Source organism: Pseudomonas sp. B14-6 (assembly GCF_013260315.1).
GTDB lineage: Bacteria > Pseudomonadota > Gammaproteobacteria > Pseudomonadales > Pseudomonadaceae > Aquipseudomonas > Aquipseudomonas mandelii.
This window is the reverse complement of record NZ_CP053929.1, coordinates 3,034,866-3,060,169: the sequence shown is the minus strand read 5'-3', so window position 1 is coordinate 3,060,169 and position 25,304 is coordinate 3,034,866. Positions and strand designations below refer to the sequence as shown.

The 25,304-nt window shown below is 58.5% G+C and carries 25 protein-coding genes; 13 read left to right on the top strand and 12 right to left on the bottom strand.

The window, feature by feature from the left end:
* The first annotated feature begins 117 nt into the window (after nt 1–117).
* Entirely contained in the window at nt 118–1,026 is a 909-nt protein-coding gene (locus tag HP062_RS13950) for an OmpA family protein (protein ID WP_172791553.1), read from the top strand.
* A gap of 129 nt (nt 1,027–1,155) precedes the next feature.
* A complete protein-coding gene (locus tag HP062_RS13945) occupies nt 1,156–2,373 on the top strand; it encodes an argininosuccinate synthase (protein WP_007898502.1) in 1,218 nt (405 codons plus the stop codon).
* Between the two features lie 183 nt (nt 2,374–2,556).
* On the opposite strand, the gene HP062_RS13940 is transcribed toward HP062_RS13945, so the two are convergent.
* Nucleotides 2,557–3,126 (bottom strand): hypothetical protein, encoded by a 570-nt coding sequence (locus HP062_RS13940; protein ID WP_010457670.1) that lies wholly within the window; start codon nt 3,124–3,126, stop codon nt 2,557–2,559.
* Nucleotides 3,127–3,724: 598 nt separating this feature from the next.
* On the opposite strand from HP062_RS13940, the gene HP062_RS13935 reads away from it, so the two are divergent.
* A complete protein-coding gene (locus HP062_RS13935) occupies nt 3,725–4,351 on the top strand; it encodes a response regulator transcription factor (RefSeq protein ID WP_010457667.1) in 627 nt (208 codons plus the stop codon).
* Between the two features lie 95 nt (nt 4,352–4,446).
* Here HP062_RS13935 and HP062_RS13930 read toward each other — a convergent pair whose 3' ends face one another.
* The 8 genes from HP062_RS13930 to metG all read right to left on the bottom strand — a co-directional run bounded on the left by HP062_RS13930 (nt 4,447) and on the right by metG (nt 11,255).
* Nucleotides 4,447–4,626: a PA3496 family putative envelope integrity protein gene (locus HP062_RS13930; RefSeq protein WP_010457665.1), complete on the bottom strand. Its 180-nt coding sequence runs from the start codon at nt 4,624–4,626 to the stop codon at nt 4,447–4,449.
* Nucleotides 4,627–4,733: 107 nt separating this feature from the next.
* A complete protein-coding gene (nth, locus tag HP062_RS13925; RefSeq protein WP_083375850.1) occupies nt 4,734–5,372 on the bottom strand; it encodes an endonuclease III in 639 nt (212 codons plus the stop codon).
* Between the two features lie 25 nt (nt 5,373–5,397).
* Nucleotides 5,398–5,907: an Rnf-Nqr domain containing protein gene (locus tag HP062_RS13920; RefSeq protein WP_172791552.1), complete on the bottom strand. Its 510-nt coding sequence runs from the start codon at nt 5,905–5,907 to the stop codon at nt 5,398–5,400.
* The gene (locus HP062_RS13915; RefSeq protein WP_172791551.1) at nt 5,900–6,511 is read right to left on the bottom strand and encodes an RnfABCDGE type electron transport complex subunit G; all 612 of its coding nucleotides are present in this window, start codon (nt 6,509–6,511) and stop codon (nt 5,900–5,902) included. Before HP062_RS13915 ends, HP062_RS13920 begins: the two co-directional genes overlap by 8 nt.
* On the bottom strand, nt 6,508–7,491 hold the full coding sequence (locus tag HP062_RS13910) for an RnfABCDGE type electron transport complex subunit D (protein ID WP_154501512.1): 984 nt from the start codon (nt 7,489–7,491) through the stop codon (nt 6,508–6,510). The genes HP062_RS13915 and HP062_RS13910 overlap by 4 nt, the downstream gene beginning before the upstream one ends.
* On the bottom strand, nt 7,478–8,494 hold the full coding sequence (gene rsxB, locus HP062_RS13905; RefSeq protein ID WP_172791550.1) for an electron transport complex subunit RsxB: 1,017 nt from the start codon (nt 8,492–8,494) through the stop codon (nt 7,478–7,480). Before rsxB ends, HP062_RS13910 begins: the two co-directional genes overlap by 14 nt.
* Nucleotides 8,491–9,060 (bottom strand): electron transport complex protein RnfA, encoded by a 570-nt coding sequence (locus HP062_RS13900; RefSeq protein WP_010457655.1) that lies wholly within the window; start codon nt 9,058–9,060, stop codon nt 8,491–8,493. Before HP062_RS13900 ends, rsxB begins: the two co-directional genes overlap by 4 nt.
* Nucleotides 9,061–9,203: 143 nt before the next feature.
* Entirely contained in the window at nt 9,204–11,255 is a 2,052-nt protein-coding gene (gene metG / locus HP062_RS13895) for a methionine--tRNA ligase (RefSeq protein WP_010457653.1), read from the bottom strand.
* Nucleotides 11,256–11,581: 326 nt separating this feature from the next.
* On the opposite strand from metG, the gene apbC reads away from it, so the two are divergent.
* Nucleotides 11,582–12,676: an iron-sulfur cluster carrier protein ApbC gene (gene apbC, locus HP062_RS13890; protein WP_010457651.1), complete on the top strand. Its 1,095-nt coding sequence runs from the start codon at nt 11,582–11,584 to the stop codon at nt 12,674–12,676.
* A gap of 125 nt (nt 12,677–12,801) precedes the next feature.
* On the opposite strand, the gene HP062_RS13885 is transcribed toward apbC, so the two are convergent.
* A complete protein-coding gene (locus HP062_RS13885; RefSeq protein WP_077749886.1) occupies nt 12,802–13,560 on the bottom strand; it encodes an SDR family oxidoreductase in 759 nt (252 codons plus the stop codon).
* Nucleotides 13,561–13,726: 166 nt separating this feature from the next.
* On the opposite strand from HP062_RS13885, the gene HP062_RS13880 reads away from it, so the two are divergent.
* The 4 genes from HP062_RS13880 (at nt 13,727) to groL (ending at nt 17,236) form a co-directional block, all read left to right on the top strand.
* Nucleotides 13,727–14,458, top strand: coding sequence for a HugZ family protein (locus tag HP062_RS13880; RefSeq protein WP_172791549.1), 732 nt, complete (start codon nt 13,727–13,729; stop codon nt 14,456–14,458).
* Nucleotides 14,459–14,524: 66 nt separating this feature from the next.
* On the top strand, nt 14,525–15,001 hold the full coding sequence (locus HP062_RS13875; protein WP_172791548.1) for an FxsA family protein: 477 nt from the start codon (nt 14,525–14,527) through the stop codon (nt 14,999–15,001).
* Nucleotides 15,002–15,249: 248 nt separating this feature from the next.
* Nucleotides 15,250–15,543, top strand: a complete 294-nt coding sequence (locus HP062_RS13870; RefSeq protein ID WP_007948593.1) for a co-chaperone GroES — start codon at nt 15,250–15,252, stop codon at nt 15,541–15,543.
* A 49-nt stretch (nt 15,544–15,592) separates the two neighbouring features.
* Nucleotides 15,593–17,236, top strand: coding sequence for a chaperonin GroEL (gene groL, locus HP062_RS13865; RefSeq protein ID WP_008155543.1), 1,644 nt, complete (start codon nt 15,593–15,595; stop codon nt 17,234–17,236).
* A gap of 169 nt (nt 17,237–17,405) precedes the next feature.
* Here the strand turns inward: groL and HP062_RS13860 are convergent, their stop codons facing one another.
* A complete protein-coding gene (locus tag HP062_RS13860; RefSeq protein ID WP_172791547.1) occupies nt 17,406–18,149 on the bottom strand; it encodes a phosphatase PAP2 family protein in 744 nt (247 codons plus the stop codon).
* A 218-nt stretch (nt 18,150–18,367) separates the two neighbouring features.
* Between HP062_RS13860 and colR the strand changes: the two genes are divergently transcribed.
* The 5 genes from colR (at nt 18,368) to HP062_RS13835 (ending at nt 22,092) form a co-directional block, all read left to right on the top strand.
* On the top strand, nt 18,368–19,051 hold the full coding sequence (gene colR / locus HP062_RS13855; RefSeq protein WP_010457636.1) for a two-component system response regulator ColR: 684 nt from the start codon (nt 18,368–18,370) through the stop codon (nt 19,049–19,051).
* The gene (locus tag HP062_RS13850) at nt 19,041–20,315 is read left to right on the top strand and encodes a HAMP domain-containing sensor histidine kinase (protein ID WP_102594587.1); all 1,275 of its coding nucleotides are present in this window, start codon (nt 19,041–19,043) and stop codon (nt 20,313–20,315) included. The genes colR and HP062_RS13850 overlap by 11 nt, the downstream gene beginning before the upstream one ends.
* 160 nt (nt 20,316–20,475) lie before the next feature.
* Nucleotides 20,476–21,144 (top strand): class I SAM-dependent methyltransferase, encoded by a 669-nt coding sequence (locus tag HP062_RS13845; RefSeq protein WP_077749907.1) that lies wholly within the window; start codon nt 20,476–20,478, stop codon nt 21,142–21,144.
* 4 nt (nt 21,145–21,148) lie between these two features.
* Complete coding sequence (locus HP062_RS13840) at nt 21,149–21,862, top strand: lipopolysaccharide kinase InaA family protein (RefSeq protein WP_077749883.1); 714 nt, start codon at nt 21,149–21,151, stop codon at nt 21,860–21,862.
* 2 nt (nt 21,863–21,864) lie between these two features.
* Entirely contained in the window at nt 21,865–22,092 is a 228-nt protein-coding gene (locus HP062_RS13835; RefSeq protein ID WP_077749882.1) for a hypothetical protein, read from the top strand.
* A gap of 172 nt (nt 22,093–22,264) precedes the next feature.
* Here the strand turns inward: HP062_RS13835 and HP062_RS13830 are convergent, their stop codons facing one another.
* Nucleotides 22,265–25,300: a multidrug efflux RND transporter permease subunit gene (locus tag HP062_RS13830; protein ID WP_010457628.1), complete on the bottom strand. Its 3,036-nt coding sequence runs from the start codon at nt 25,298–25,300 to the stop codon at nt 22,265–22,267.
* Nucleotides 25,301–25,304: the final 4 nt, after the last annotated feature.

Sequence of the window (25,304 nt, the reverse complement as noted above, 5' to 3'; positions counted from 1 at the left end):
GGAAAAGACTCTCTCAGGCACTCGCTATCAAGTTTTGCAGGAAGCTTCCGATATCCAACAGGTATGCCGTAAATATGTGTGTCGGTCTTTTTGTTGTAGAAGCCAGTGGAGCCTCCCGTGCGCCAGCGTTATTTAGCCTTGCTCAGTGTGTTTGCCAGCCTCCCTGCGATGGCGCTCACTTTCCAGACACGTCTGGAGAGCATCGAGTGGACGGTCGAAGGTGACAAGTTCGAATGCCGCCTGACTCAGCCGATTACCGATTTCGGTTCGGGTGAATTCGTGCGCCGCGCCGGCGAGCAGGCGACGTTTCGTCTGAAAGCCTACAACGCGATGATCGGTGGCGGTTCAGCAACCCTGCTGGCGGCCGCTGCGCCGTGGCAACCGGGACGTGGCGACATCAATCTGGGATCGGTGAGAATCGGCAGCGGCAACGTGTTGTTCAACAGTTCGCAAGTTCAGGCCGATCGCCTGATCAGCGGGTTGATGGACGGCCGCAGTCCGGTCATCCGGCATTCCTCTGGTGATGGCCGCGTCTCTGAAGTGCGCCTGTTGCCGGTCAAGTTCAGCAAGGCCTTCAACGACTACCAGGGTTGCGTGGCGAAACTGCTGCCGAAGAATTTCGAGCAGGTCAAACAGTCCGAGATCGGTTTCCCGGGTGAAGGCGTTGATCTTGATTCGCAAGCCAAGGCGCAGTTGCAGGTGATGCTGGAGTTCATGAAAGCGGATCCGACGGTCAATCACATCGAACTCGACGGGCACTCCGACAACAGCGGCAATCGCCTGACCAACCGCGAGCTGTCACGCCGCCGGGCGTTGGCGGTGATGGACTATTTCAAGGCCAATGGCGTCCAGGAATCGCAGATCACCCTGCGTTTCCACGGTGAGCGCTACCCTGTGGCGCCGAACACCAGCGCCACCAACCGCGCGAAGAATCGCCGGGTCGCGGTGCGCCTGGAGCGGGTGGCACCGACCGAGAAAGTCGCGCCTCAAACCACGACGCCGGGAAGCTCTTCGGCGACATCCTGAGTTTGCTGAATTCGTCGCTCGCTCGACAGAATCTGTCGCTTCGTCGTCATAAGCTGTCGCGCCTCTGTAAATTATTCCGTATGACCGGTAGACTTCACGGCTTTCCGTAGAACCCCGTGGAGTGATGGCATGGCGGACGTAAACAAGGTCGTTCTGGCGTATTCCGGCGGCCTGGACACTTCGGTGATCCTCAAGTGGCTGCAGGATACTTATAACTGTGAAGTGGTGACCTTTACCGCTGACCTGGGTCAGGGCGAAGAGGTTGAACCTGCACGCGCCAAGGCTCAGGCCATGGGCGTGAAAGAGATCTACATCGACGATCTGCGCGAAGAATTCGTGCGCGATTTCGTTTTCCCGATGTTCCGCGCCAACACCGTTTACGAAGGCGAGTACCTGCTGGGTACTTCCATCGCTCGCCCGTTGATCGCCAAACGCCTGATCGAAATCGCCAACGAAACCGGCGCTGACGCCATTTCCCACGGCGCCACCGGCAAGGGTAACGACCAGGTTCGTTTCGAACTGGGCGCCTACGCACTGAAGCCTGGCGTGAAAGTGATCGCCCCTTGGCGCGAATGGGACCTGCTCTCCCGTGAAAAGCTGATGGATTATGCTGAAAAGCACAATATCCCGATCGAGCGTCACGGCAAGAAAAAGTCCCCGTACTCGATGGATGCCAACCTTCTGCACATTTCCTATGAAGGCGGCGTGCTGGAAGACACCTGGACCGAGCACGAAGAAGACATGTGGAAATGGACCGTCTCCCCGGAGAAGGCTCCAGACAAGGCGCAGTACCTGGAACTGACCTACCGCAACGGCGACATCGTGGCACTGGACGGCGTCGAAATGACCCCGGCCACCGTGCTGGCGACCCTGAACCGTATCGGTGGCGAACACGGTATCGGCCGTCTCGACATCGTCGAGAACCGTTACGTGGGCATGAAGTCCCGTGGTTGCTACGAAACTCCTGGCGGCACCATCATGCTGCGCGCTCACCGTGCGATCGAATCGATCACTCTGGACCGCGAAGTGGCTCACCTCAAAGACGAGCTGATGCCTAAATACGCCAGCCTGATCTACACCGGTTACTGGTGGAGCCCTGAGCGTCTGATGCTGCAGCAGATGATCGATGCGTCCCAGGCACACGTGAACGGCGTTGTGCGCCTGAAGCTGTACAAGGGCAATGTGATCGTCACCGGTCGCAAGTCCGACGAATCGTTGTTCGATGCCAACATCGCGACCTTCGAAGAAGACGGCGGCGCCTATAACCAGGCCGACGCAGCGGGCTTCATCAAGCTCAACGCCTTGCGCATGCGCATTGCTGCGAACAAAGGCCGGAAGCTTTTCTGAGATCTTTGAAGCTGCAACGACGGTAATGGAAATGTGGCCTTGTCAGTGACAAGGCCACATTTCTGAAAGAGGGATTTTTCCTGCCGGGTATCATGTATCAACTTTCTTGTTGTTGTTACAAATAAGCTTTCGTCTGCTTTACTCTCCGACTGCCCGTCGCAATCGGTCTTCTGCTATTGGCGCTCAAGCCATCGTCGTCATGCCATGTGAGCTCAAATTGTAGGCAACCCAGAACGTAGTGCTGTTGCGTTTCTTTGTTTGTTTCGAATGCTTGTGTGCGCCTTCCTTCAGTAACGCCTCTGAATCAGTACAGGTTAGGAACACGATCACGCGCGCAGGGTTTTCCTGTGGTTGCTGGATCTTTTCCATCAAAGTGTTGAAGTCCATTTTGTTGCTCATCCATCGTGCATCGACGATGTGCAGATCCTTTAGCAACACCGATGAGCGTAAGGGGTGCTCAATCAAATGCTCGGGTGTATTGACTTGCGCGTGATCGGCATCGGTCATGGCCTTGATGAAATGCTTGCCTTTCTCAAAATCAGAGGGCGCGTAAAGCGATCGATAGTTGAAGTTGAGTGTGGCGAAGAATAGGAAGAGCAAATAAAAGGGAAAGCTGATAAGGAACCAGATATAGATCTCTCGTTCCTTATTGTCGAGAAATGGAAGAGAGATAGCAGCCGAAGTTTCAGACAGTGTTGCAAATATTGCAATGATTGTCATGGGGTTGGAAATTCTTATTTTGAGTTTGTTCATGTTGTTTGCTCATGGAAGATTGTCTGTTCTCGATCAATTTATGGAGAGGTTTCGGGTGTTGGTAAGTTGTCGGAGTCGGGAAGGCGGTCTGCTGTTTTGGTGGTGTCCTTTTAGTGGGTTTGTTAACGGGAGTCATAGTAGCTGTATTATTTGCGCGTCGGGTATTTTTGTTATTGTTGTTTTGGTAAGTGTGGCGTTTATTGCTGTTTCTGAAGTGTTGCCTGGTGTAAGGGTTGTTGTAAGTTGATTAGTGGTCACGTCTTGATTTTTAACGAGCGAGTGTGAATGTTCGCCTGAAAATATCGGTTGTTTTTTAGCGTAGCTCAATCGTCAGCGTCTGTCGGATCCTTCGGTCAACCTCTGGTTTCTTTGATTTCCTGATGTAAATCGATACAAAAACACTTTTGAAAGCACCGTGCCGCCGGGGCGATAAAATTTAAGACACACAGTATTCGTCTGATTTTTGTAAGACATGTCCTGCTTGTTTGTAGGGAATGTCTTTCGCTGCGGGTGGCCGAGGGGGGCGGCATGCCACGGATGAAACGACTAGGCTATTGTGCGGGCTCTAAAAATTCGAACAGCGAAATTGGACTTGCCCATGAATAAAGTGCTGATCGTGGATGATCACCCCGTCATTCGTCTTGCGGTACGTATGCTGATGGAACGTCATGGCTACGAAGTCATTGCAGAAACAGATAACGGTGTGGATGCGTTACAACTTGCCCGCGAACTTATGCCGGATATTGTCATTCTGGATATTGGGATACCGAAGCTGGACGGGCTGGAAGTCATTGCGCGTCTGACCACAACAGCGATGCCTCTTAAAGTGCTGATCCTGACCTCTCAGGCCCCCGGACATTTTTCCATGCGTTGCATGCAGTCGGGGGCCGCGGGGTATGTCTGCAAACAACAGGATCTCACTGAATTGCTCAGTGCGATAAAGGCCGTGCTTTCGGGCTACAGCTACTTTCCGAATCAAGCGCTGCATACCGTTCGCTCCAGTCTCGGGAATGCCAGTGAAGCCGATATGGTGGATCGTCTATCCGGGCGCGAAATGATGGTGTTGCAACAGTTGGCTCGAGGAAAGACAAACAAGGAGATTGCCGATGGCATGTTCCTCAGCAATAAAACGGTCAGTACTTACAAGACACGCCTGTTGTTGAAGCTCAATGCTCGCTCATTGGTTGATCTGATCGAACTCGCTCAACGTAATGGACTGGTATGAGCGCACTGGCGATTGACGAGGCGTGATGAAAGGGCGTTCATCGGGGGGCGGGCAGCACCCAGTAAAAAGCCTCCGTTTCGGGAGGCTTTCAGGTGTCAAAGGTCAAAATCGTAATCGGCCAACTGCTTTTGCAGTCGACGCTCCTCCAGCAGATTGTCAATGGTGCGGCGTTTGCTCAGGTTGGTCTTCGCCACTTCAACCACCGGTTCAGCGTCATCGGTCTCAACAGGTGTGAAGTCGTCTTCTACGTCCAATTGCTCTTTGCCAGTGCTCATAAGGTTAACTCCAGGCTAAGACTGCCTTTGGCGCTCCTTATATCGACAAACTCCCGGCGGGTAAAAAAGATTTTTTCAATCGATGAATCAATAAAACTAATACTGCCTCAATCGTCCGAGGTCTTTTGCTTGTATTCGCACAGGTCTTCGATCCGGCAGCTCCCGCAACGAGGCTTGCGGGCCAGGCAAACGTAGCGTCCATGAAGGATCAGCCAATGGTGTGAATCGAGCAGGTATTGCTTGGGGACAAACTTCATCAGCTTCATCTCCACCTCGACCACGTTTTTGCCCGGAGCAATGCCCGTGCGGTTGCTGACTCGGAAAATGTGGGTATCCACGGCCATAGTCAGTTGCCGGAAAGCGGTATTGAGCACCACGTTGGCGGTCTTGCGGCCGACGCCAGGCAGCGCCTCCAGTTCCTCTCGGGTTTGCGGAACCTCGCCACCATGGCGCTCAACCAGCAAACGACAGGTTTCGATCACGTTTTTCGCTTTGCTGTTGAACAGGCCGATGGTCTTGATGTATTCCGACAGCCCTTCGACGCCCAAGGCATAGATCGCCGCCGGCGTGTTGGCCACCGGATAGAGTCTGGCGGTGGCTTTGTTCACACCGACATCGGTCGACTGGGCGGACAGAATGACTGCAATCAGCAACTCGAACGGCGAGGAATAGGCCAGTTCGGTCTTCGGTTCCGGGTTGTCTTCGTGAAACCTGCGGAAAATTTCCAGACGTTTTGCGGCATTCATGGACAGTGCGTTTCCTCGAAGTCGGTCAGTGTGAGGGAGTCGGTCGGTGCCAGGCCTGCCAGGCGGCGATCAGCAGTCCCAAGAGAATGAATCCGCCAGGGACCAGCGTGGCCAGGTGCAGACCGCCGTTACCGATAACCTCGCGCAGCAGGCCTAGCCCCACCAATAGCGAGCCAAACAGGCCACACAAACGCAGGCGATCAAGCCGCGGTTCCTGGAAAAAACCATTGTGCTCCAGCACCACACATTGCAAGGCGATCAATCCTGCATAGATCCCCGCGTGCTGATGCCATTGAAGTGACCCGACCTGCCCGGCCAGTTCCGCGCAACTGGTCAACGTGGCGGCCAACAGGATGCTGGCAAGCAAGCGGGTGGACGGGATCAGCCGTGATCGCAAGGCGGCCATGCTGAGGTCATATGCATTGATCACTACGAAGAACATCAGCCACAGGCCGAGAGCGGTCGGCCAGGCCTGCGTAGCGCCGATCAGAGGCGCAAGCATCAGAGAGTTGCGCAGTGTCGATGTCTTATTCATGCGCACTGCTCCCGATTAGCTGTTGCGGGTGTTCGTCGAAGAAACGCAACGCGTCATGAACGGCGCTGATCACCGCCCGTGAAGTAATGGTCGCGCCCGCTATCTGATCGAATTGACCCTGGTCCTTTCTCAAGGCCCAGCCGGTGTCGCCGGGGTCGTTTCGCGACTTGCCAGTAAACACCTGAAGCCAGGTATTGGGCCAGTCGGCGATCTTGCCGCCCAGGGCAGGGGTTTCCGATTGCTTGAGGGTCTTGACCCCCAGCAACTTGCCGTTGGCGCCGATGGCGATCAGCAGCTCGATGGAGCCCTCGTAGCCCAAGGTCTGGCTGCGAAGCAACACCGCGCTCGGTTGGCTGGCCTTGGTCGCCAAATAGCCGCCCAGCAGCGTGCTGTTGGACAGCCGGATGTTTTCAAGGGCGAGTGGCTGGTCCAACGGCTGATTGTCGTAGCTGTCTGGCGGTAGCAGGTCCAGCAGGTTGCGGCTGTCGATCAAGCGCTGTTGCGCACTGATGCGCGGTTCGCTGACGTGCTGCACGACGTACGTCACGCCAATTCCCAACCCGGCCAGCAACACCAGCATCACAACGCTCGTCGCTCGGTTCATGGGGCCATCTGCTCCTGCCTGGACGCGACTAACCGCTCCAGCGCCGGGACGCCAAGGTTCATCAACAACACGGCAAACGCTACACCGTCGGGGTATCCGCCCCAGGTACGAATCAGGTAAGTAAGTATTCCCACGCCGGCACCGAACAACAGTCGGGCACCGGGGCTCTTCGCGCCGGACACCGGCTCGGTGGCAATAAAAAACGCGCCCAGCATGGTCGCGCCGGTGAGCAGGTGAAACAGCGGCGAGCCATGGGAGTCGGAGCCCGAACCGTTCCAGCACAGCAGGCTGATGATGAACAGACTGGCAAGCATGCCGACCGGTGCGTGCCAGGTGAACACCCGCCGTTGCAGAAGAAACGCGCCGCCAGCGAGAAAGGCCAGGTTGACCCATTCCACACCACGTCCGCCGAAATGGCCGAACGCCGGGTTGCTCGCGAAGAGTTCATCCATGGTCAGGCTTTTGTTGATTCGCAGGCTGTCCAGCGCCGTGGCCTGGGCCCAGGCATCTGGCGCCTGACCGAAGCCGAAGACCTGTTGCAAGCCACCGAGCAGACTCATGCCGTGGGCCGATGGCCAGAGGGTCATCTGTTGGGGAAAGGTCACCAGCACCAGGGCAAAACCAAGCATCGCCGGGTTGAACGGATTTTTGCCAACCCCGCCATAAAGGTGTTTACCGAGCAGGGCGAATGCCGCCGCACTGACCGTCAGCCACCACGGGCAATAAGGCGGCAAGGCCAAGGCCAGCAACGTCGCGCTGACGAGCGCGCTGCCGTCGCTCAGCGTTGGCTTGATCGATTGCTTGCGCAGGTGCAGCACCGCAGCTTCAACCGCCAATGCGGTAACAGCCGTCAAAATCAGGTTGATCAACACGCCCCAGCCATACAACCAGAACAACGCCAGCATGCCCGGCACCGTGGCCAGCAACACCAGCTTCATGGCCTGCTGAAGGCGTTCGTCCACCGATTCAAGGGGCGACATAGGCATCCACCTGACGCTCGGCGTCCATCACAGCGCGTTCCAGCGCTGCAATCTGTTCAGCTGCGGCTTCGCCGGTTCGCGCCTTGTTGAGTTCGGCGCGGCGCATGGCCAGCTGGATCTTCGCCCGTTTCAGCTCGGCATCCTTCGCTGGCGCGGCGGGTGCCGGTGCGGGGATGGGCGGCGCGCTGCTTTCCAGCTTGGCCAAGGCTTGCTCTGCCATCTCGAATTGCTGTTGCAGCACGATCAATTGCGACTGCTGCTCGAAGGTCGGCGGATGCCCGAATGCCTTGAGCGACTTGTTCAGTTGCGCACGACTCATCGCCAGGTCGATCTTGGCTTTTTTCAACGCCGCATCGGCGTTTTCCGCTTTCTGCGCACGCACCCGCTCAAGCGCAGCCTGAACCGGGTCGAGCGTCGGCACTTCGTTTTGCGGCGTGGCGCGTTGAGCGCGGGCCTGACGTTCGGCGAGTTTCTGCTCTTCCTCGCGGCGCAAACGGGCGTTGCGCTGTTCGAAGCGACGCCGCGCATGATTGCGTTTGGCGGTGCGCGCCCGTTGTTCCTCAAGGCTGAACGCCAGGCCACCAACAATCGGCAGCACCGTGGCCAAAGGCAGTGGCCGCATTTCGATGCAATCCACCGGGCACGGCGCGACACACAGGTCGCAACCGGTGCATTCGTCGATGATCACCGTGTGCATCAATTTGGCAGCACCGACGATGGCATCCACCGGACACGCCTGGATGCATTTGGTGCAACCGATGCATTCGGCTTCGCGGATGTAAGCGATCTGCGCCGGTGCCGAGCCGCGGCTGACGTCCAGTTCCAGCACCGGCACTTGCAGCAACTCGGCCAGCGCCGAGATGGTTTCGCTGCCCCCTGGCGGGCACTTGTTGATCGGCTCGCCGCTGGCGATGCCTTCGGCGTAAGGCTTGCATCCGGGGTGGCCGCACTTGCCGCATTGGGTCTGCGGCAAGAGGGCGTCGATGCGTTGAATCAGACTCATGTTTTGATCAGCCCGCTGAATCCGAGAAAAGCCACTGCGATCAGTCCGGCGCCGATCAGTTCGATCGGCAGGCCGCGAAAGGGCAGGGGAATATCATTTTCGATTGTGCGCTGGCGCAAGTCGCTGAACAGGCTGAGCACCAGCCAGAACCCCAGTCCTGCACCGAGGCACAGGGCGGTGGCGTGGAAGAATCCTTTGTCGTCCTGAGCGTTGAGCAATGCCAGCCCCAGCACACCCGCGTTGCCCAGCAGCAACGGCCAGAGGCCATCAAACGCAAGCTTTGGAAGTAACCGGGAAAGCGCTTTCAGCAGCGGGCCGATCAGCAATACGCTCAAGGGCAGGAACACGAAAAGACGCAGCGAAGTCAGTTCCAGCGGCACCAGCAGCCAGTGATAAGCCGGGTAGCCCAGTATGCCGACCATCAGCATCAGACACGTCGTCGCAATACCCAATGCATGAACCTGATCGCGCTCGCTGCCCAGCAGCGGATCGACGCCCAGCGGCCAGTGCAACACGAGGTTGTTGATCAGGGCGGCGCTGATAAGTGTAAGCAGCATCTCGGTCATGATTGTGCCGGTAGAAAGAGGGCTTTTTAACAGAGCGTTCTAAAAAGCTTAGGCATTATCCGGGAAGGACGGAGGGTGGGGCCTGATATGAAAATCCCACAGTCGCGCCAGGCACGACTGTGGGATCGATTTAGCGCAGAAACTTACTTGATGCGCTGACCCGGCTTGGCGCCGCTGTCGGGGCTGAGCAGGTAGATTTCTTCTCCACCAGGGCCGGCTGCCATCACCATGCCTTCGGAGATGCCGAACTTCATTTTCCGTGGCTTGAGGTTGGCGATCATCATGGTCAGACGGCCATTGAGCTTGGACGGATCCGGGTAAGCGCTCTTGATCCCGGAGAACACGTTGCGTTGCTCGTCACCGATGTCCAGGGTCAGGCGCAGCAGCTTGTCGGCACCTTCCACGTGTTCGGCCTTGACGATCAAGGCAACGCGCAGGTCGATCGCGGCGAAGGCGTCGAAATCGATTTCGGGCGACAGCGGATCCTTGGCCAGTTCGCCATTGCCGGCAGGCGCGGCATTGCCGGTGTCGGTTGCGCTGGCGGTCAGGTCTTCTTTCGAGGCGTCGCTCATGGCTTGGACTTTTACCGGGTCGATACGGGTCATCAACGGCTTGAACTCGTTCAGTTGATGGTTGCTGAGCAAGGTCGCGTGGTCATTCCAGGTCAGCGGCGCGACGTTGAGGAACGCCTCGGCGTCGGCGGCCAGCAGCGGCAGCACCGGTTTGAGGAAGATCACCAGTTGGCGGAACAGGTTCACGCCCAGGGCGCAGATGGCCTGGACTTCGTCCTGCTTGCCTTCCTGTTTGTTCAGCGACCACGGTGCCTTGTCGGCGATCCAGGCGTTGGCACGGTCGGCCAGGCCCATGATCTCGCGCATGGCACGGGCGAAGTCGCGCGCCTCGTAGGCCTCGGCAATGCTTGGCGCTGCGGCCAGGAACGCTTCGGTCAGTTCCGGTGCGGCGTTGCCGGCCACCAGCACACCGCCGTTGCCCTTGTGGATAAACCCGGCGCAACGGCTGGCGATGTTGACGACTTTGCCGACCAGATCGGAGTTGACCTTCTGCACGAAGTCTTCGAGGTTCAGGTCCAGGTCATCGACGCCACGGCTCAGCTTCGCCGCGTAGTAGTAGCGCAGGTATTCCGGCGACAGGTGGTCCAGGTAAGTCCGGGCTTTGATAAAAGTGCCGCGGGACTTGGACATTTTCTGACCGTTGACGGTCAGGTAGCCGTGCACGTTGATGCCGGTCGGCTTGCGGAAACCGGCGCCTTCGAGCATCGCTGGCCAGAACAGAGCGTGGAAGTTGACGATGTCCTTGCCGATGAAGTGGTACAGCTCGGCGGTGGAGTCCTTGCCCCAGAACGCGTCGAAATCCAGTTCCGGACGGCGGGCGCACAGGTTCTTGAAGCTGGCCATATAGCCGATCGGCGCGTCCAGCCAGACGTAGAAGTATTTGCCTGGCTCGTCGGGGATCTCGAAGCCGAAGTACGGCGCATCGCGGGAGATGTCCCATTGTTGCAGGCCGGCATCCAGCCATTCGGCGATCTTGTTCGCCACGGCTTCTTGCAGGGTGCCGCTGCGGGTCCAGGCTTGCAGCATTTCCTGGAAGTCCGGCAGCTTGAAGAAGAAGTGCTGGGAATCCTTGAGCACCGGAGTGGCACCAGAGATCGCCGACTTCGGATCCTTCAGGTCGGTGGGTGCGTAGGTTGCACCGCATTTTTCGCAGTTGTCGCCGTACTGGTCTTCAGTGCCGCATTTCGGGCAGGTGCCCTTGATGAAGCGGTCGGCCAGGAACATTTTCTTTTCCGGGTCGAAGTACTGAGTGATCGAGCGCTGGGCGATGTGCCCGGCGTCGCGCAGCTTCAGGTAGATCTGGCTCGACAGCTCACGGTTTTCTTCGGCGTGAGTGGAGTGGAAGTTGTCGAAGTCCACCAGGAACTCGGCAAAGTCGGCGCTGTGTTCAGCCTGGACGTTGGCGATCAGTTGTTCCGGGGTGATGCCTTCCTTTTCCGCGCGCAGCATGATGGCCGAACCATGGGCGTCGTCGGCGCAGACATAAATGCATTGGTTGCCGCGGTGCTTCTGGAAGCGCACCCACATATCGGTCTGGATGTATTCCAGCATGTGGCCAAGATGGATCGAACCATTGGCATAGGGCAGGGCGCTGGTGACGAGGATCTTGCGTGGCTCGGACATGGGGCTCGGCTACTTGATGAAACGGAGGTCGGCCACTATAAAGCGCTGGCGCATATTTTTCACCCCGTCAGCCTGTTTCCGGTTGCATCGAATGCCCAAACCTTTGCACCGGCAGTATGAGCGTGAAAATGCTTCTGTGGCGAGGGAGCTTGCTCCCGCTGGCTGGCGAAGCCGCCCCAAACCCTCCAACCCGTTTTCGGCGCAAGGAGTGCGTCTGCCTGATTGCGACTGCTTCGCAGCCGAGCGGGAGCAAGCTCCCTCGCCACAAATGTATGTCCGGCGTAGGATACCCCCCTGATTTTCCAGTCTTGCTATCGGAGTTGCCCATGAGCGCCGTCAATCGCGCAGCGGTGGAAGCCGTCCTTCGCCAATACACCGACCCTTATCTGAACCAGGACCCGGTCAGCGCCGGGTGTGTGCGCAGCATCGACATCCAGGGCGATCGCGTCAGCGTGCAACTGGAACTGGGCTACGCCGCCGGTCTGTTCAAGAGTGGCTGGTCGCAAATGTTGCAAATGGCGATCGAAGGCCTCGACGGCGTGACGAGCGCGCGCGTTGACATCACCAGCGTGATCGCCGCGCACAAGGCCCAGGCGCAAATCCCGGGCCTGGCCAACGTCAAGAACGTGGTCGCCGTGGCGTCCGGCAAGGGCGGCGTGGGCAAGTCCACCACCGCCGCCAACCTCGCGCTGGCCCTGGCCCGTGAAGGCGCCAAGGTCGGGATTCTCGACGCGGACATCTACGGTCCGAGCCAGGGCATCATGTTCGGCATCCCCGAAGGCACCCGACCGAAGGTCAAGGATCAGAAATGGTTCGTGCCGATTGAATCCCATGGCGTTGAAGTGATGTCGATGGCGTTCCTGACCGACGACAACACGCCGATGGTCTGGCGTGGGCCGATGGTTTCCGGCGCATTGTTGCAACTGGTCACGCAAACCGCCTGGGGCGATCTGGATTACCTGGTCATCGACATGCCACCAGGCACCGGTGATATCCAGCTGACTCTGGCGCAGAAAGTCCCGGTGGCTGGCGCGGTGATCGTTACCACGCCGCAAGATCTGGCATTGCTGGACGCACGCAAGGGCGTGGAGATGTTCCGCAAGGTCAACATCCCGGTGCTCGGTGTGGTGGAAAACATGGCCGTGCACATCTGCTCCAACTGCGGGCATGCCGAGCATCTGTTTGGTGAGGGCGGAGGGGTGAAGCTGGCCAACCAGTATGGCGTCGAACTGCTGGCGTCGTTGCCGCTGGCAATGGCTATCCGTGAACAGGCCGATGGCGGCAAGCCAACGGTGATCGCCGAACCTGACAGCCCGATTGCCCTGGTGTACCAGGAACTCGCCCGCCACGTCGGCGCGCGGATTGTGTTGCAGGAAGCGGTGTCGCCGGCGATGCCGAACATCACCATCAGCGACGATTGATGGCCTGAAACACAACTAACTGTGGGAGCTAGCCTGCTAGCGATAGCGGATTCACATTCAACAAATAAGTTGACTGAACCCGCTCAATCGCTAGCAGGCTAGCGCCCACATTGATCTATGAGGCCTTAGATCCGCAGCCCGCCATCCATTTCCAGAATCCGGCCGGTGTAGTAGTCGTTCTCGAAAATGTACGCCGCCGAATGGGCGATCTCTTCCGGTTTGCCCATGCGCTTGAGCGGAATCCCGGCCGTCATCTTCTCCAGCGCTTCAGGCTTCATGCCCAACGTCATCTCGGTTTCGATAAAGCCCGGTGCAATGCCAGCCACGCGAATGCCATAACGCGCCAGTTCCTTGGCCCAGGTCACAGTTGCCGCGGCCACGCCAGCCTTGGCGGCGGAGTAGTTGGTCTGGCCGACGTTGCCGGCGCGGGAGATCGAGGAGATATTGATGATCGCGCCGCTGTTGTTCAGCTCGACCATTTTTGCCGCGACTTCACGGGTGCACAGGAACACGCCGGTCAGGTTGACGTCGATGACCGCCTGCCATTGGGCCAGGCTCATCTTGGTCATTTCGCCATCCTTGACCTTCAGCAGCAGGCCGTCGCGCAGGATGCCGGCGTTGTTGATCAATCCATGAATCGCGCCGAAATCTTCGGCCACCTGGGCGACCATATGCGTCACTTGCTCTTCGTTGGCAACGTTGCACAGGTAAGCCCGAGCTTCTACGCCCTTGGCTTTGCACGCCGCGACGGTGTCGTCGAGCTTTTCCTGGTTCAGGTCCACCAGCGCCAGCTTCGCGCCTTTACCCGCGAAATACTCGGCCATGGAACGGCCTAAACCCTGGCAACCGCCAGTGATAATGATTACTTTGTCAGTGAGTTGCATTCGCATGCCCCAATAGCAGGTTCAGAGTGGTTTCCTTCCTAGAGGGCCTCTCGATCTGCACCTGATGTGGCCTGGTTGCACATGAGAACTGCCCCGATGGCGTACTGGAACTTATCCCCAGGCGCCTGTCCGTTTTTTCGACGGATTCTATATAAGGAGTCATAAATTGAGCGTTGAAGCGGCCAAGAATGCCCGAGAATTGCTTCTCAAGGAATACCGCGGGGTGCTGTCGACGCACTCCAAGTCGATGCCCGGTTTCCCATTTGGATCCGTGGTTCCGTATTGCCTGGACGAGCAGGGCCGGCCGCTGATCCTTATCAGCCGCATCGCCCAGCACACCCATAACCTGCAGAAAGATCCGAAATGCTCGCTTTTTGTGGGCGAACGTGAGGCCGACGATGTGCAAGCCGTTGGTCGCCTGACTTATCTCGCCGAAGCAGAAAAGCTCCAAGACGAGGCCGCGATCGAAGCGGCCGCCGAGCGTTACTACCGCTATTTCCCGGAGTCGCAGAGCTACCACAAGGCCCACGATTTCGATTTCTGGGTGCTCAAGCCTGTGCGTCACCGTTACATCGGCGGTTTCGGTGCGATTCACTGGGTCGACCAACTGACCCTGGCCAATCCGTTCGCCGGCAAAGCCGAACTGAGCATGGTCGAGCACATGAACGCCGATCACGCCAAAGCCATCGCCCACTACGTCGATTTGGCGGGGCTGCCGAAAACCGAGCCGGCGCAACTGGCGGGTATCGACAGCGAAGGCATGCACCTACGCATTGGCCAGGCCCTGTACTGGCTGCCGTTCCAGGCAACTTGTAATACGCCGACACAAGTGCGCGAAGCCTTGGTTTTCCTGGCTCACGCCGAGCATTGGCCGAAAAATGAAGTGGCTGACGCTTGAATTCACGAAACGGCGACGTCATCTAGGGAAGACTGGCAAGGCATTCTTGCGTTGAGGAACCATTTGATGCGCCCTTTTTTATTGCTCTTTGTACTGTTTCCGGTGTTGGAGCTGTTCGTATTCGTCAAGGTCAGCGGGGCCATCGGGTTTTTCCCGGCCCTGCTGCTGATCATTCTCGGCTCGATGCTCGGCGTGTTCGTGCTGCGCATCGCCGGTCTGGCCACTGCGTTGCGTGCGCGTGAAAGCCTGAACCGCGGCGAGTTGCCGGCCCAGACCATGCTTGAAGGCTTGATGCTGGCCCTGGCGGGCGGTCTGTTGATTCTGCCGGGCTTCGTCACGGACGTGCTGGGTCTGATCATGCTGCTGCCGATCTCCCGTCGACTGCTGGCCAATAAAATGCGCCAGCGCGCTGAAGAGGCAGCGATCCGCCAGCGGGCGTTTGCCGATGATCTTCAACCACGTGGCGGTCCTGTTCCGCAGCAGCCGCTGGGCCGCGAGCCGAACGTAATCGAAGGCGAGTTCGAACACCGCGATTCCAAGTAAAGCGTTTCAGCTGCACGGCACCTTCGGGTGCCGTGTTCGTTTTCGGGGCCTTGATGCAAAAAAATTTCGATCCCCGCCCTTGTAATAAGCTTATGCGCCCTTATGTAACGGTCACCGCAAGGTTTCTGGCGATCACGCCAGACAGACTTCCGCGGTTCGCTTGACGAACCGCACCCGGCACCGCCGGATTTGTTAAACCCGCCGGGAATACACCGGCCGATGAAAACCACAATTAGGAGAGATCGACAATGAAGCTTCGTCCTCTGCATGACCGCGTCGTCGTCCGTCGCAGCGAAGAAGAAAAGAAAACCGCTGGCGGTATCGTCCTGCCAGGTTCGGCTGCTGAAAAGCCAAACCAGGGCGAAGTCCTCGCTGTAGGCCCGGGCAAAGTCCTGGACAACGGTGAAGTGCGTGCGCTGTCCGTGAAAGTGGGTGACAAGGTTGTGTTCGGCCCTTACTCCGGCAGCAACACTGTGAAAGTTGACGGCGAAGACCTGCTGGTCATCGGCGAGAGCGAAATCCTCGCTGTTGTCGAAGGCTGATTCCCCGCTCATTTTCCCGTTACTACAAAGTATTTAAGGAATATCGATCATGGCTGCTAAAGAAGTTAAATTCGGCGATTCCGCCCGCAAGAAAATGCTCGCCGGTGTCAACGTCCTGGCTGACGCAGTAAAAGCGACCCTGGGCCCTAAAGGCCGTAACGTGATCATCGAGAAGAGCTTCGGCGCTCCGACCATCACCAAGGACGGCGTGTCCGTTGCCAAAGAAATCGAGCTGAAAGATCGCTTCGAAAACATGGGCGCGCAGCTGGTCAAAGACGTTGCCTCCCGTGCCAACGATGACGCAGGCGACGGCACCACCACCGCTACCGTTCTGGCTCAGTCGATCGTCAACGAAGGCCTGAAAGCCGTCGCTGCCGGCATGAACCCGATGGACCTGAAACGCGGCATCGACAAAGCGACCATCGCTATCGTCAAAGAGCTGAAAGCCCTGTCCAAGCCTTGCGCTGACACCAAGGCCATCGCTCAGGTCGGCACCATCTCGGCCAACTCCGACAGCTCCATCGGCGACATCATTGCCGAAGCCATGGAAAAAGTCGGTAAAGAAGGCGTGATCACCGTTGAAGAAGGCTCGGGCCTGGAAAACGAACTGTCGGTTGTTGAAGGCATGCAGTTCGACCGTGGCTACCTGTCCCCGTACTTCGTCAACAAGCCAGAGACCATGACTGCCGAGCTGGACGGTCCGCTGATCCTGCTGGTCGACAAAAAGATCTCGAACATCCGCGAAATGCTGCCAGTCCTGGAAGCCGTTGCCAAAGCCGGCCGTCCACTGCTGATCGTGGCCGAAGACGTTGAAGGCGAAGCCCTGGCGACTCTGGTTGTAAACAACATGCGTGGCATCGTCAAAGTCGCAGCCGTCAAGGCTCCAGGCTTCGGCGACCGTCGCAAGGCCATGCTGCAGGACATCGCTGTTTTGACTGGCGGTACCGTTATCTCCGAAGAGATCGGCCTGAGCCTGGAAAGCACTACCCTGGAACACCTGGGTAATGCCAAGCGCGTGATCCTGTCCAAAGAAAACACCACCGTGATCGACGGCGCCGGCGTTGAAGCTGACATCCAGGCTCGCGTACTGCAGATCCGTCAGCAAGTGGCTGACACTTCGTCCGACTACGACCGTGAAAAACTGCAAGAGCGTCTGGCCAAGCTGTCCGGCGGCGTTGCAGTGATCAAGGTTGGCGCTGGTTCCGAAGTTGAAATGAAAGAGAAGAAAGCCCGCGTTGAAGACGCCCTGCACGCTACCCGTGCAGCCGTTGAAGAAGGCGTGGTACCTGGCGGCGGCGTGGCACTGGTTCGCGCTCTGCAGGCAATCTCCGAGCTCAAAGGCGACAACGATGACCAGAACGTTGGCATCCAGTTGCTGCGTCGCGCTGTAGAAGCGCCACTGCGCCAGATCGTTGCCAACTCCGGCGACGAGCCAAGCGTTGTGGTCGACAAGGTCAAGCAAGGTTCGGGTAACTACGGTTACAACGCTGCGACCGGCGAATACGGCGACATGATCGAAATGGGTATCCTGGACCCGGCTAAAGTGACTCGTTCGGCTCTGCAAGCGGCTTCGTCGATTGCCAGCCTGATGATCACTACCGAAGCCATGATCGCCGAGATCAAGGAAGACGGCCCAGCGGGTGGCGGCATGCCAGACATGGGCGGTATGGGCGGCATGGGCGGCATGATGTAAGCCAGCCTTACCCCGTACATGAAAACCCCGCCGGTGATGAACCGGCGGGGTTTTTTATTGCCCGGCATAAAGTTGTGTGGTTTTTAAGGGGCTCTTCGCGGGCAAGCCTCGCTCCTACAGTTCCAGCGAAATCCCTGTAGGAGCGAGGCTTGCCCGCGAAGGCGTCAGTTCATACGCTAACCGGTTGTGCTTCGGACGCTTTCTCAGCCTTGGACGCCGTTCGATACAGGATGTAGTAGTAAGACCCCAGACAGATCAGCCAGCAGAAAATCGCCGTCCACACGTTATGCGAAAAGAAGTGCGCCCCCTGCATCATCCGGCTCACGGAAAACACCGTCCCCAGTGCAAACGCAAACACAAAGGCCTGGCGCGCCAGACGCGGGCGACGGTCACGCAACACAAAAAACAGCGCGAACAAGGTAAACCCCGTCGCCGCATGACCCCCAGGCCAGCAACGCCCAGGCTTGTCGGTTTGCGGACGCGGGCTGAGCAGTTCGCTGTAGGTTTCGTGGCCGCCAAATTGCTCGAGGCTCCACGGGCATTGCACGGCCGTCACCGCTTTCACTGGGGTCACGAACGAGGTCGCCAGCGCCAGCGACATCACCAGGCAACCCAGTTCGCGTTTGAACGGCTTGAGCCTGGCGATGAAAAACGAGCCGATAAAACCGATGATCGCAAACACCGAAAAGGCGATGACCAATTGCTTGGCTCGGTCATGCAGGATGTCTTCAAGGAAGTAACTGTGGCGTCCGATGAATTCCCCGGCGACCGGGTCGTAGAACAGTTTGGCCAGGTTCATGTCCAGAGACGTCAGCTCAAGCAGCACCAAACTGATCGCTGTGATAGCGGGCACACCCAGACACACCCAAAAGTTGAGCGGTCTGGAAGCGGGGCGGGCAGCGGTCGAAGCCATGGCAGTTCCTTGGTCGGTGAAGGGGTATGAAGTGCGCATCCGCGCGGAGTCTGAGCCCGGCGCTGTCATTGGCGTGTGAATCGATAGTGAAAAACTTGTTAAGCCTTCATCGGTTTTTCTATCGGATTGACAACTGCACGCAGTCCTAGCCCTGAGCCACACTTGGCCTTAAGCTGCGCGGGCCATGACGGCCGTTACTGTGTGCGGAGGAGGTGCCCATGCGAATTCTATTGGTTGAAGACAACCGCGATATCCTGGCCAATCTGGCCGATTACCTGGGGCTCAAAGGCTACACCGTGGATTGCGCGCAGGACGGTTTGTCAGGCCTGCACCTGGCGGCCACCGAGCACTATGACTTGATCGTGCTCGACATCATGTTGCCCGGCATTGACGGCTATACGCTGTGCAAACGCCTGCGCGAAGACGCCCGCCGCGACACGCCGGTGATCATGCTCACCGCGCGCGATCAGCTGGATGACCGGCTGCAAGGCTTCAAGTCCGGTGCCGATGACTACCTGATCAAACCCTTCGCCCTGTCCGAACTGGCTGCACGCATCGAAGCGGTCATGCGCCGTGCCCAGGGTGGCGGTCGACGCGCCTTGCAGGTGGGTGATCTGAGCTACGACCTCGATACCCTGGAGGTGACCCGCGAAGGTCGCCTGCTCAAGCTCAACCCGGTCGGCCTCAAGTTGCTGGCGGTGCTGATGCAGAAAAGCCCGCATGTTCTGCGCCGCGAAATTCTCGAAGAAGCCCTCTGGGGTGATGACTGCCCGGACAGCGACAGCCTGCGCAGCCACGTCCATCAACTGCGCCAGGTGATCGACAAGCCCTTCGCCAAGCCCTTGCTGCAAACCGTGCACGGTGTGGGTTATCGCTTGGCCGAGAGTCGCGATGGAGTTTAAGCAGAGCCTCGCTCAACGGATCATCATCGCCTTTGCGCTGATGAGTGCATTGGTGGCAGGCGCCTTCGCCATGGGCATTGTGGCGACCGTGCACCTGGTGGAAGAAAAGCTGATTTCAGCCGGGCTGGGTGGCGATCTTCAACGGCTCCTGCTGATGGACAGCGTCTCTGACTGGAGCCATCGCCCCGAGCCGGACCAGATGTTCTATTTCAGTGGTGGGCCGGGGGACTTCGAGTTGCCCAAGGATTTACGGCATCTGGAGCCCGGTTTCCACGAGGTCTTTCGCGAGCAGCTGTCGTATCACGCGATGGTTGAAGTGGTCGATGGCCGGCGTTACGTACTGCTGCAGGATCAAAGCGATTTCGAAGAACGTGAGCGAGTGCTGTTTGCCGTGGTGCTGGTGGGCTTCGTACTGAGCCTGGCGCTGGCAGTCTTTCTCGGTTGGGTCCTGGCGCGCAAAGTGATGGCGCCGGTGGTGCGACTCGCCCGCCAGGTGCGTCACCGCGATCAATTGCTGGGGCTGGCGCCACCCCTGGCACCGGATTATGCCGCTGACGAAGTGGGCGAGCTGGCGGTTGCCTTCGACGCCACCCTTGGTCGGCTGCGCCAGGCATTGACCCGTGAGCGATTGTTTACCAGTGACGTCAGCCACGAACTGCGCACGCCTTTGATGGTACTTGCCAGTTCCTGTGAGCTGCTGTTGGAAAACCCCGGTATCGACCAGCGCGGCCATGCCCAGGTCGAGCGAATTGCCCGCGCGTGCGCCGAGATGCGCGAGCTGGTGCAAACGTTCCTGATGTTGGCCCGGGCCCAGCGAGAAGACGCGAGCATGTCGCCGCAGCAGACGTTGAGCCAGGTCGCCGACGGGCTGCTCAACCAGTGGCGCGAGCCGATTGAAGCCAAGGGGCTGAGCCTGATCTTCGAACCGGGTAATCCACTGGACACCTGTTACAACGCAACCCTCTTGCACGCCGTCATGGGCAACCTGTTGCGTAACGCGCTGCATTACACCGAGCGCGGGTTCATCCGTTTGACCCTCACGGCCACAGGTTTCACGGTCGAGGACAGCGGTGTGGGCATTCCCGAGGAAAAACGCGAGGCAATGTTCGAACCTTTCGTGCGCGGCAGTGAAAAGCGCGGCGAGGGCCTGGGACTGGGGTTGTCGCTGGTGCAGCGGATTTGCGAGAACCAGGGCTGGAGCGTCAGCTTGACCAATATGGAACCTAATGGCTGTCGTTTTCAGGTGCAATTGAGCCAAAGCTAGCGGTTGCTTGAGCAGTCGGGGCTCCGAGCCATGGTGGTCAACTTGAAAAATCTTGTAATGATTCAACATTTCCTTAACAATTTTTTCACAAAGGTATGACCTGACACCGACACTACGCTACCTAAGGTGGGCGTCATCAGAAGTTCAGGAGACCTTAATGATGGACGGCCCGATCAAACTCGATTTTTCCGAGAAGTACGACGATCAACACGCTCAAAGGTATTTGCAGAAGCACCAGGATGGTCTTGGTCGTAAGCTATCCCACTGGCGTGACGTGCAGTTGGCGCGAAAGGCGCTGAAGCTGGTCGGTGAGCCAGGGCTGGTCCTCGATTTGCCGTGCGGGGCAGGGCGTTTTTGGCCAATGCTGGCGGAGAAAGCCAATCGAGCGATCATCGGGGCCGACAACTCCGAGTCAATGTTGAAGATTGCAACCCAGGCGCAACCGGCTGACGTGGTGAAACGGGTACAACCCTTGCACACTTCCGCATTCGACATTGCTTTGCCCGACAACGCTGTCGACAGCATTTTCTGCATGCGTTTGCTGCATCACATCGGTGAAGCCGAGCATCGACTGGCCATTCTGCGCGAATTTGAACGAGTCACGCGTGACAGCGTGATCCTTTCGTTGTGGGTGGACGGCAATTTCAAGGCCTGGAAACGCAAGCGCTCAGAGAAACGGCGTGGGCAGGAAGGTTACCAAAACCGGTTTGTGTTACCGGCGGCCACGGTCGAAAAAGAGTTTGAACAAGCGGGGTTCCGTATTCAGGAACGATTGGACTTTTTACCGCTCTATGCCATGTGGCGAGTTTACGTATTACGCAAGAGGTAACAGGATGGCAGTGCAATGTGCAGCAGAGACGGACGTCGCCTCTCAGGACCGCTTCGACTATTTCTGGAATCAGCGCGGTGAATGGGTAGAAGAACCCAACGTCCGTCGCGGTGGAGAAAGTGGCGTGCAGCGGGTCATGGGCAACGATGGTCAGCTGCTCTACGCCAAGCGACAGACCGGGCATATCTATCGCAGCTGGTTGCACCCCTTCGGTCGTCCGACCGTGTTGCGCGAGCGTGATGCGCTCATTGGCCTGCGCGCGCTTGGGGTGGGAGTTCCGGAAATCGTTTTCTGCGGCGCACAGCGCGACCCCGTGCACAAATGGCGCGCATTGCTGGTGACCAAGTCGCTGGACGGCTTCGAGGAAATCGAACACTGGTACGCCGGCGGCGGTCGCGAGCGTCACGGCGAGGCGGTGCATGACCGAGTCTTGAAGGACCTGGCCGAAAACCTGGCCCGCATGCACAAGGGCCGTTGGCAGCACAGCTGCATCTATATCAAGCACGTTTTCGTGCGGGTGACCGGTGAAGGCGAGTCGGCCAAGGTCGAAATCGCCTTGATCGACCTGGAGAAATGCCGGCAGCGCTTGACCGCCTATCGGGCGGCGGCTCACGACATGAAGCAGCTTCGTCGCCACTCGTCGTTCAGCACGGCGGACTGGCGCAAACTCGTCTACTTTTATGAGACGGCGTTTGGCAGCGCTATCAAAGGTTTATAGCAATGAAACTAGAAATTGCACGAGGTGTGTTTCTGATAGGAGCCTTGGCAGTTGCTTCATTGGCGGTGGCGGCGTGGGAGCAGCCCCGCACGCAAGTTCTCAGTTCAGTGAACGGTGACGCGCATTGTCCGTTGCCACGGGTTGCCAAGGCATCTGTGGCATCTCAACCCGATCATGATTTATTGCTGTTCATGTTCGGACTTTCTCAAGGAATGAGGCCGCAGAGTTGAACAGATTGAAGCCAAAATAAAAGGCCTCGCCAATGCGAGGCCTTTTTTTGTGCCGAATTTCAAGCCGTGCATGGCCCAAGGTGGGATGGAGCCTGCTCGCGATGACGGCGGCATAGTCAACATTGAGGTGCCTGACACACCGCCATCGCGAGCAGGCTCGCTCCCAAATGGATTATGAGTGTTCTTTTGCGTCGGGTTTGGCCAGCAGGGTGTAGATGCACGGCAACACGAACAGCGTAAATAACGTCCCGATCGACATTCCGGTTGCGATCACCATGCCGATATCAAACCGGCTGACCGCGCCCGCGCCCGTGGCGATGATCAATGGCACCATGCCGAATACCATCGCCGCCGTGGTCATCAACACCGGGCGCAGCCGGATTGCAGCAGCTTCTTCCACAGCTTCGCGAGGTGTCAGGCCTTTCTCTCTGCGCAGCTGGTTGGCGAACTCGACGATCAGGATCCCGTGCTTGGTGATCAGGCCGATCAAGGTCACCAGGCCCACTTGGGTATAAATGTTCATGCTCGACCAACCCAGGAACAGTGGAATCAACGCGCCACAGATCGACAGCGGCACTGTCACCAGAATCACCAGCGGGTCACGGAAGCTCTCGAACTGGGCCGCGAGGACCAGGAAAATGATCGCCAGCGCCAGGGCGAAGGTCACCCACAGCGCGCTGCCTTCCTGGACATATTGGCGCGAGGCGCCGGCGTAATCCATGGCAAAACCGGCCGGCGCTTCTTCCAGCGTAATCTGGCGCACGACATCGATGGCTTCACCCATGCTGACCAGCGGCACACCTGACAGGATGGCCGAGTTGAGCTGCTGGAACTGGTTCAACTGCCGTGGACGCGCCCGATCGCTGACGGTGATCAGGGTCGACAGGGCCAGCAGTTGGCCTTGGTTGTTTTTCACGTAGTAGTTGTTCAACCAGTCCGGGTTGTCGCGGAACGGTCGTTCGACCTGAGCGATGACCTTGTAGCTACGACCCTCAATGGTGAAACGGTTGATTTCCGCCTGTCCCAGCAATGTGGCCAGTGTTCCGCCCAGGTCCTGCATGGACACGCCCATCTGCGCGGCCTTGGCGCGATCGATGTCCACGACGACTTCGGGTTTGTCGAAGGCCAGGTCGACATCGACAAAGGCGAACTTGCCGGACTCCATCGCCCGTTTTTTCACCCGGTCCATCACTTGCAGCAGCGCTTCGTAATCGTTGGCCGTGTTGATGACGAACTGAAACGGCAACCCTTCACCCGTGCCGGGCAACGAGGGCAGGTTGAAGCCGAAGACCTGCAGTCCGGCAATGCCCTCCAGTTTGCGCTGGACCTCGGGCAGGATGGCCATCTGCGTGCGGTCGCGCTCGTTCCACGGTTTGAGCAGGAAACCGCCAATCCCCGATTGCACGCCGTTGAATCCATTGATCTGGAACGAAGAGTAGTACTCGGGAAACTCCTTGAAGATCGTGATGAATTCGTCAGTGTAAGTGTTCAGGTAATCGAGGTTGGCCGGTTGCGGGGCGTTGGCCAGCATGAAAATGATGCCCTGATCTTCGTCGGGCGCCAGTTCCGACTTGGTGAACTTGAGCAGCACCGGAATCAGGCACAGCACAATCACCGCAAACACCAGGACCACCGGCCGGGTGTTGAGGGTGCCGTGGAGCATGCTTTGGTATCGGCGCTTGAGGCCTTCAAAAATCAGGTCCAGGCGGTGCGCGAGGCCGCTGGGATTTTCGTCGTGGCGCAGGAGCAAGGCACACATCATCGGCGACAGGGTCAACGCGACCACGCCGGAAATCACCACCGCACCGGCCAGCGTCAGGGCGAACTCCTTGAACAGCGCCCCCGTGAGCCCGGTCAGAAAACCGATGGGCGCATACACTGCCGCCAGGGTGATGGTCATCGAAACCACCGGCATGGCGATTTCCCGGGCACCTTCGATGGCCGCATCCAGCGGCTTCTTGCCTTCCTCGATGTGTCGGTGAATGTTCTCCACCACCACAATGGCATCATCCACCACCAGCCCGATCGCCAGCACCATCGCCAGCAGTGTCAGCAGGTTGATCGAGTAGCCCATCATCTGCATGAAGAACATCACGCCGATCATCGACAGCGGAATGGTGACCACCGGGATCACCACCGAACGCAGCGCCCCGAGAAACAGAAACACCACCACGATCACGATCAGCACGGCTTCGAAGAGGGTTTTCACCACTTCATCGATTGAGGCCTGGATGAACAGCGTGGCGTCGTAGGCGATTTCCCCCTTGAGGTTCGGCGGCAACTGGGCTTCCAGCTCCGGCATGATCTTGCGCACTTCCTTGATCACGTCCAGCGGGTTGGCGCCCGGCGTGGCCTTGATGCCGATGTACACCGAAGGAGTGCCACCGAACGAACTGATCGAGTCGTAGTTTTCCGCGCCCATCTCAACCCGCGCCACATCGCTGAGCAGCACCCGGCTGTCACCCTCGACCTTGAGCGGAATCGCAGCGAACGCTTCAGCGGACTTGAGTTCGGTGTTGGCATTGATGCTGGTGACGACGTACTCGCCTTTCACTTCACCGGCCGCAGAGAGGAAGTTGTACTGGCGCACCGCGTTGGTCACGTCGCTGGCGGCCAGGCCGAAACCGGCCAGCTTTACCGGGTCCAGCCACAGGCGCATGGCGAACACCTGGTTGCCGAGAATCTCGGCTTCGGCCATGCCCGGCAGGGTCGCCAGTTTTGGCTGGATGACCCGCGACAGGTAATCGGTAATCTGCGGGTTGCTCAGCTCCTTGCTGAAGAAACTGATGTACATGAGGGCCGAGGCGTCGGCGGCTTCCTTGCTCAGCACCGGGTCTTCGGCGTCCTGAGGCAGCCGGTTCTTCACCTCGTTGGCCTTGGCCAGCAGCTCGGTGAACAGGCGGTCGCTGTTGGAGCCGATGCGCGCGTAGATCGAGATCACCGAGAAGTTCTGGCGACTGACCGAGGTCATGTAGTCGATGCCCTCGGCGCTGGCCAGGCTTTGCTGCATCGGTTGGGTGATGTAGCCCTGGATGGTTTCGGCGTTGGCCCCGGGGTACGCCGTGGTGACCGTGATCAGGGCGTTTTCCATTTGCGGGTATTGGCGCAGCGGCAGCTTGCTCCAGGCCTGGAAGCCCAGCAGCACAATCAACAGGCTGACCACGGTGGCGAGCACCGGGCGGCGGATGAACGGATCGGTAAAAGCCATGAGG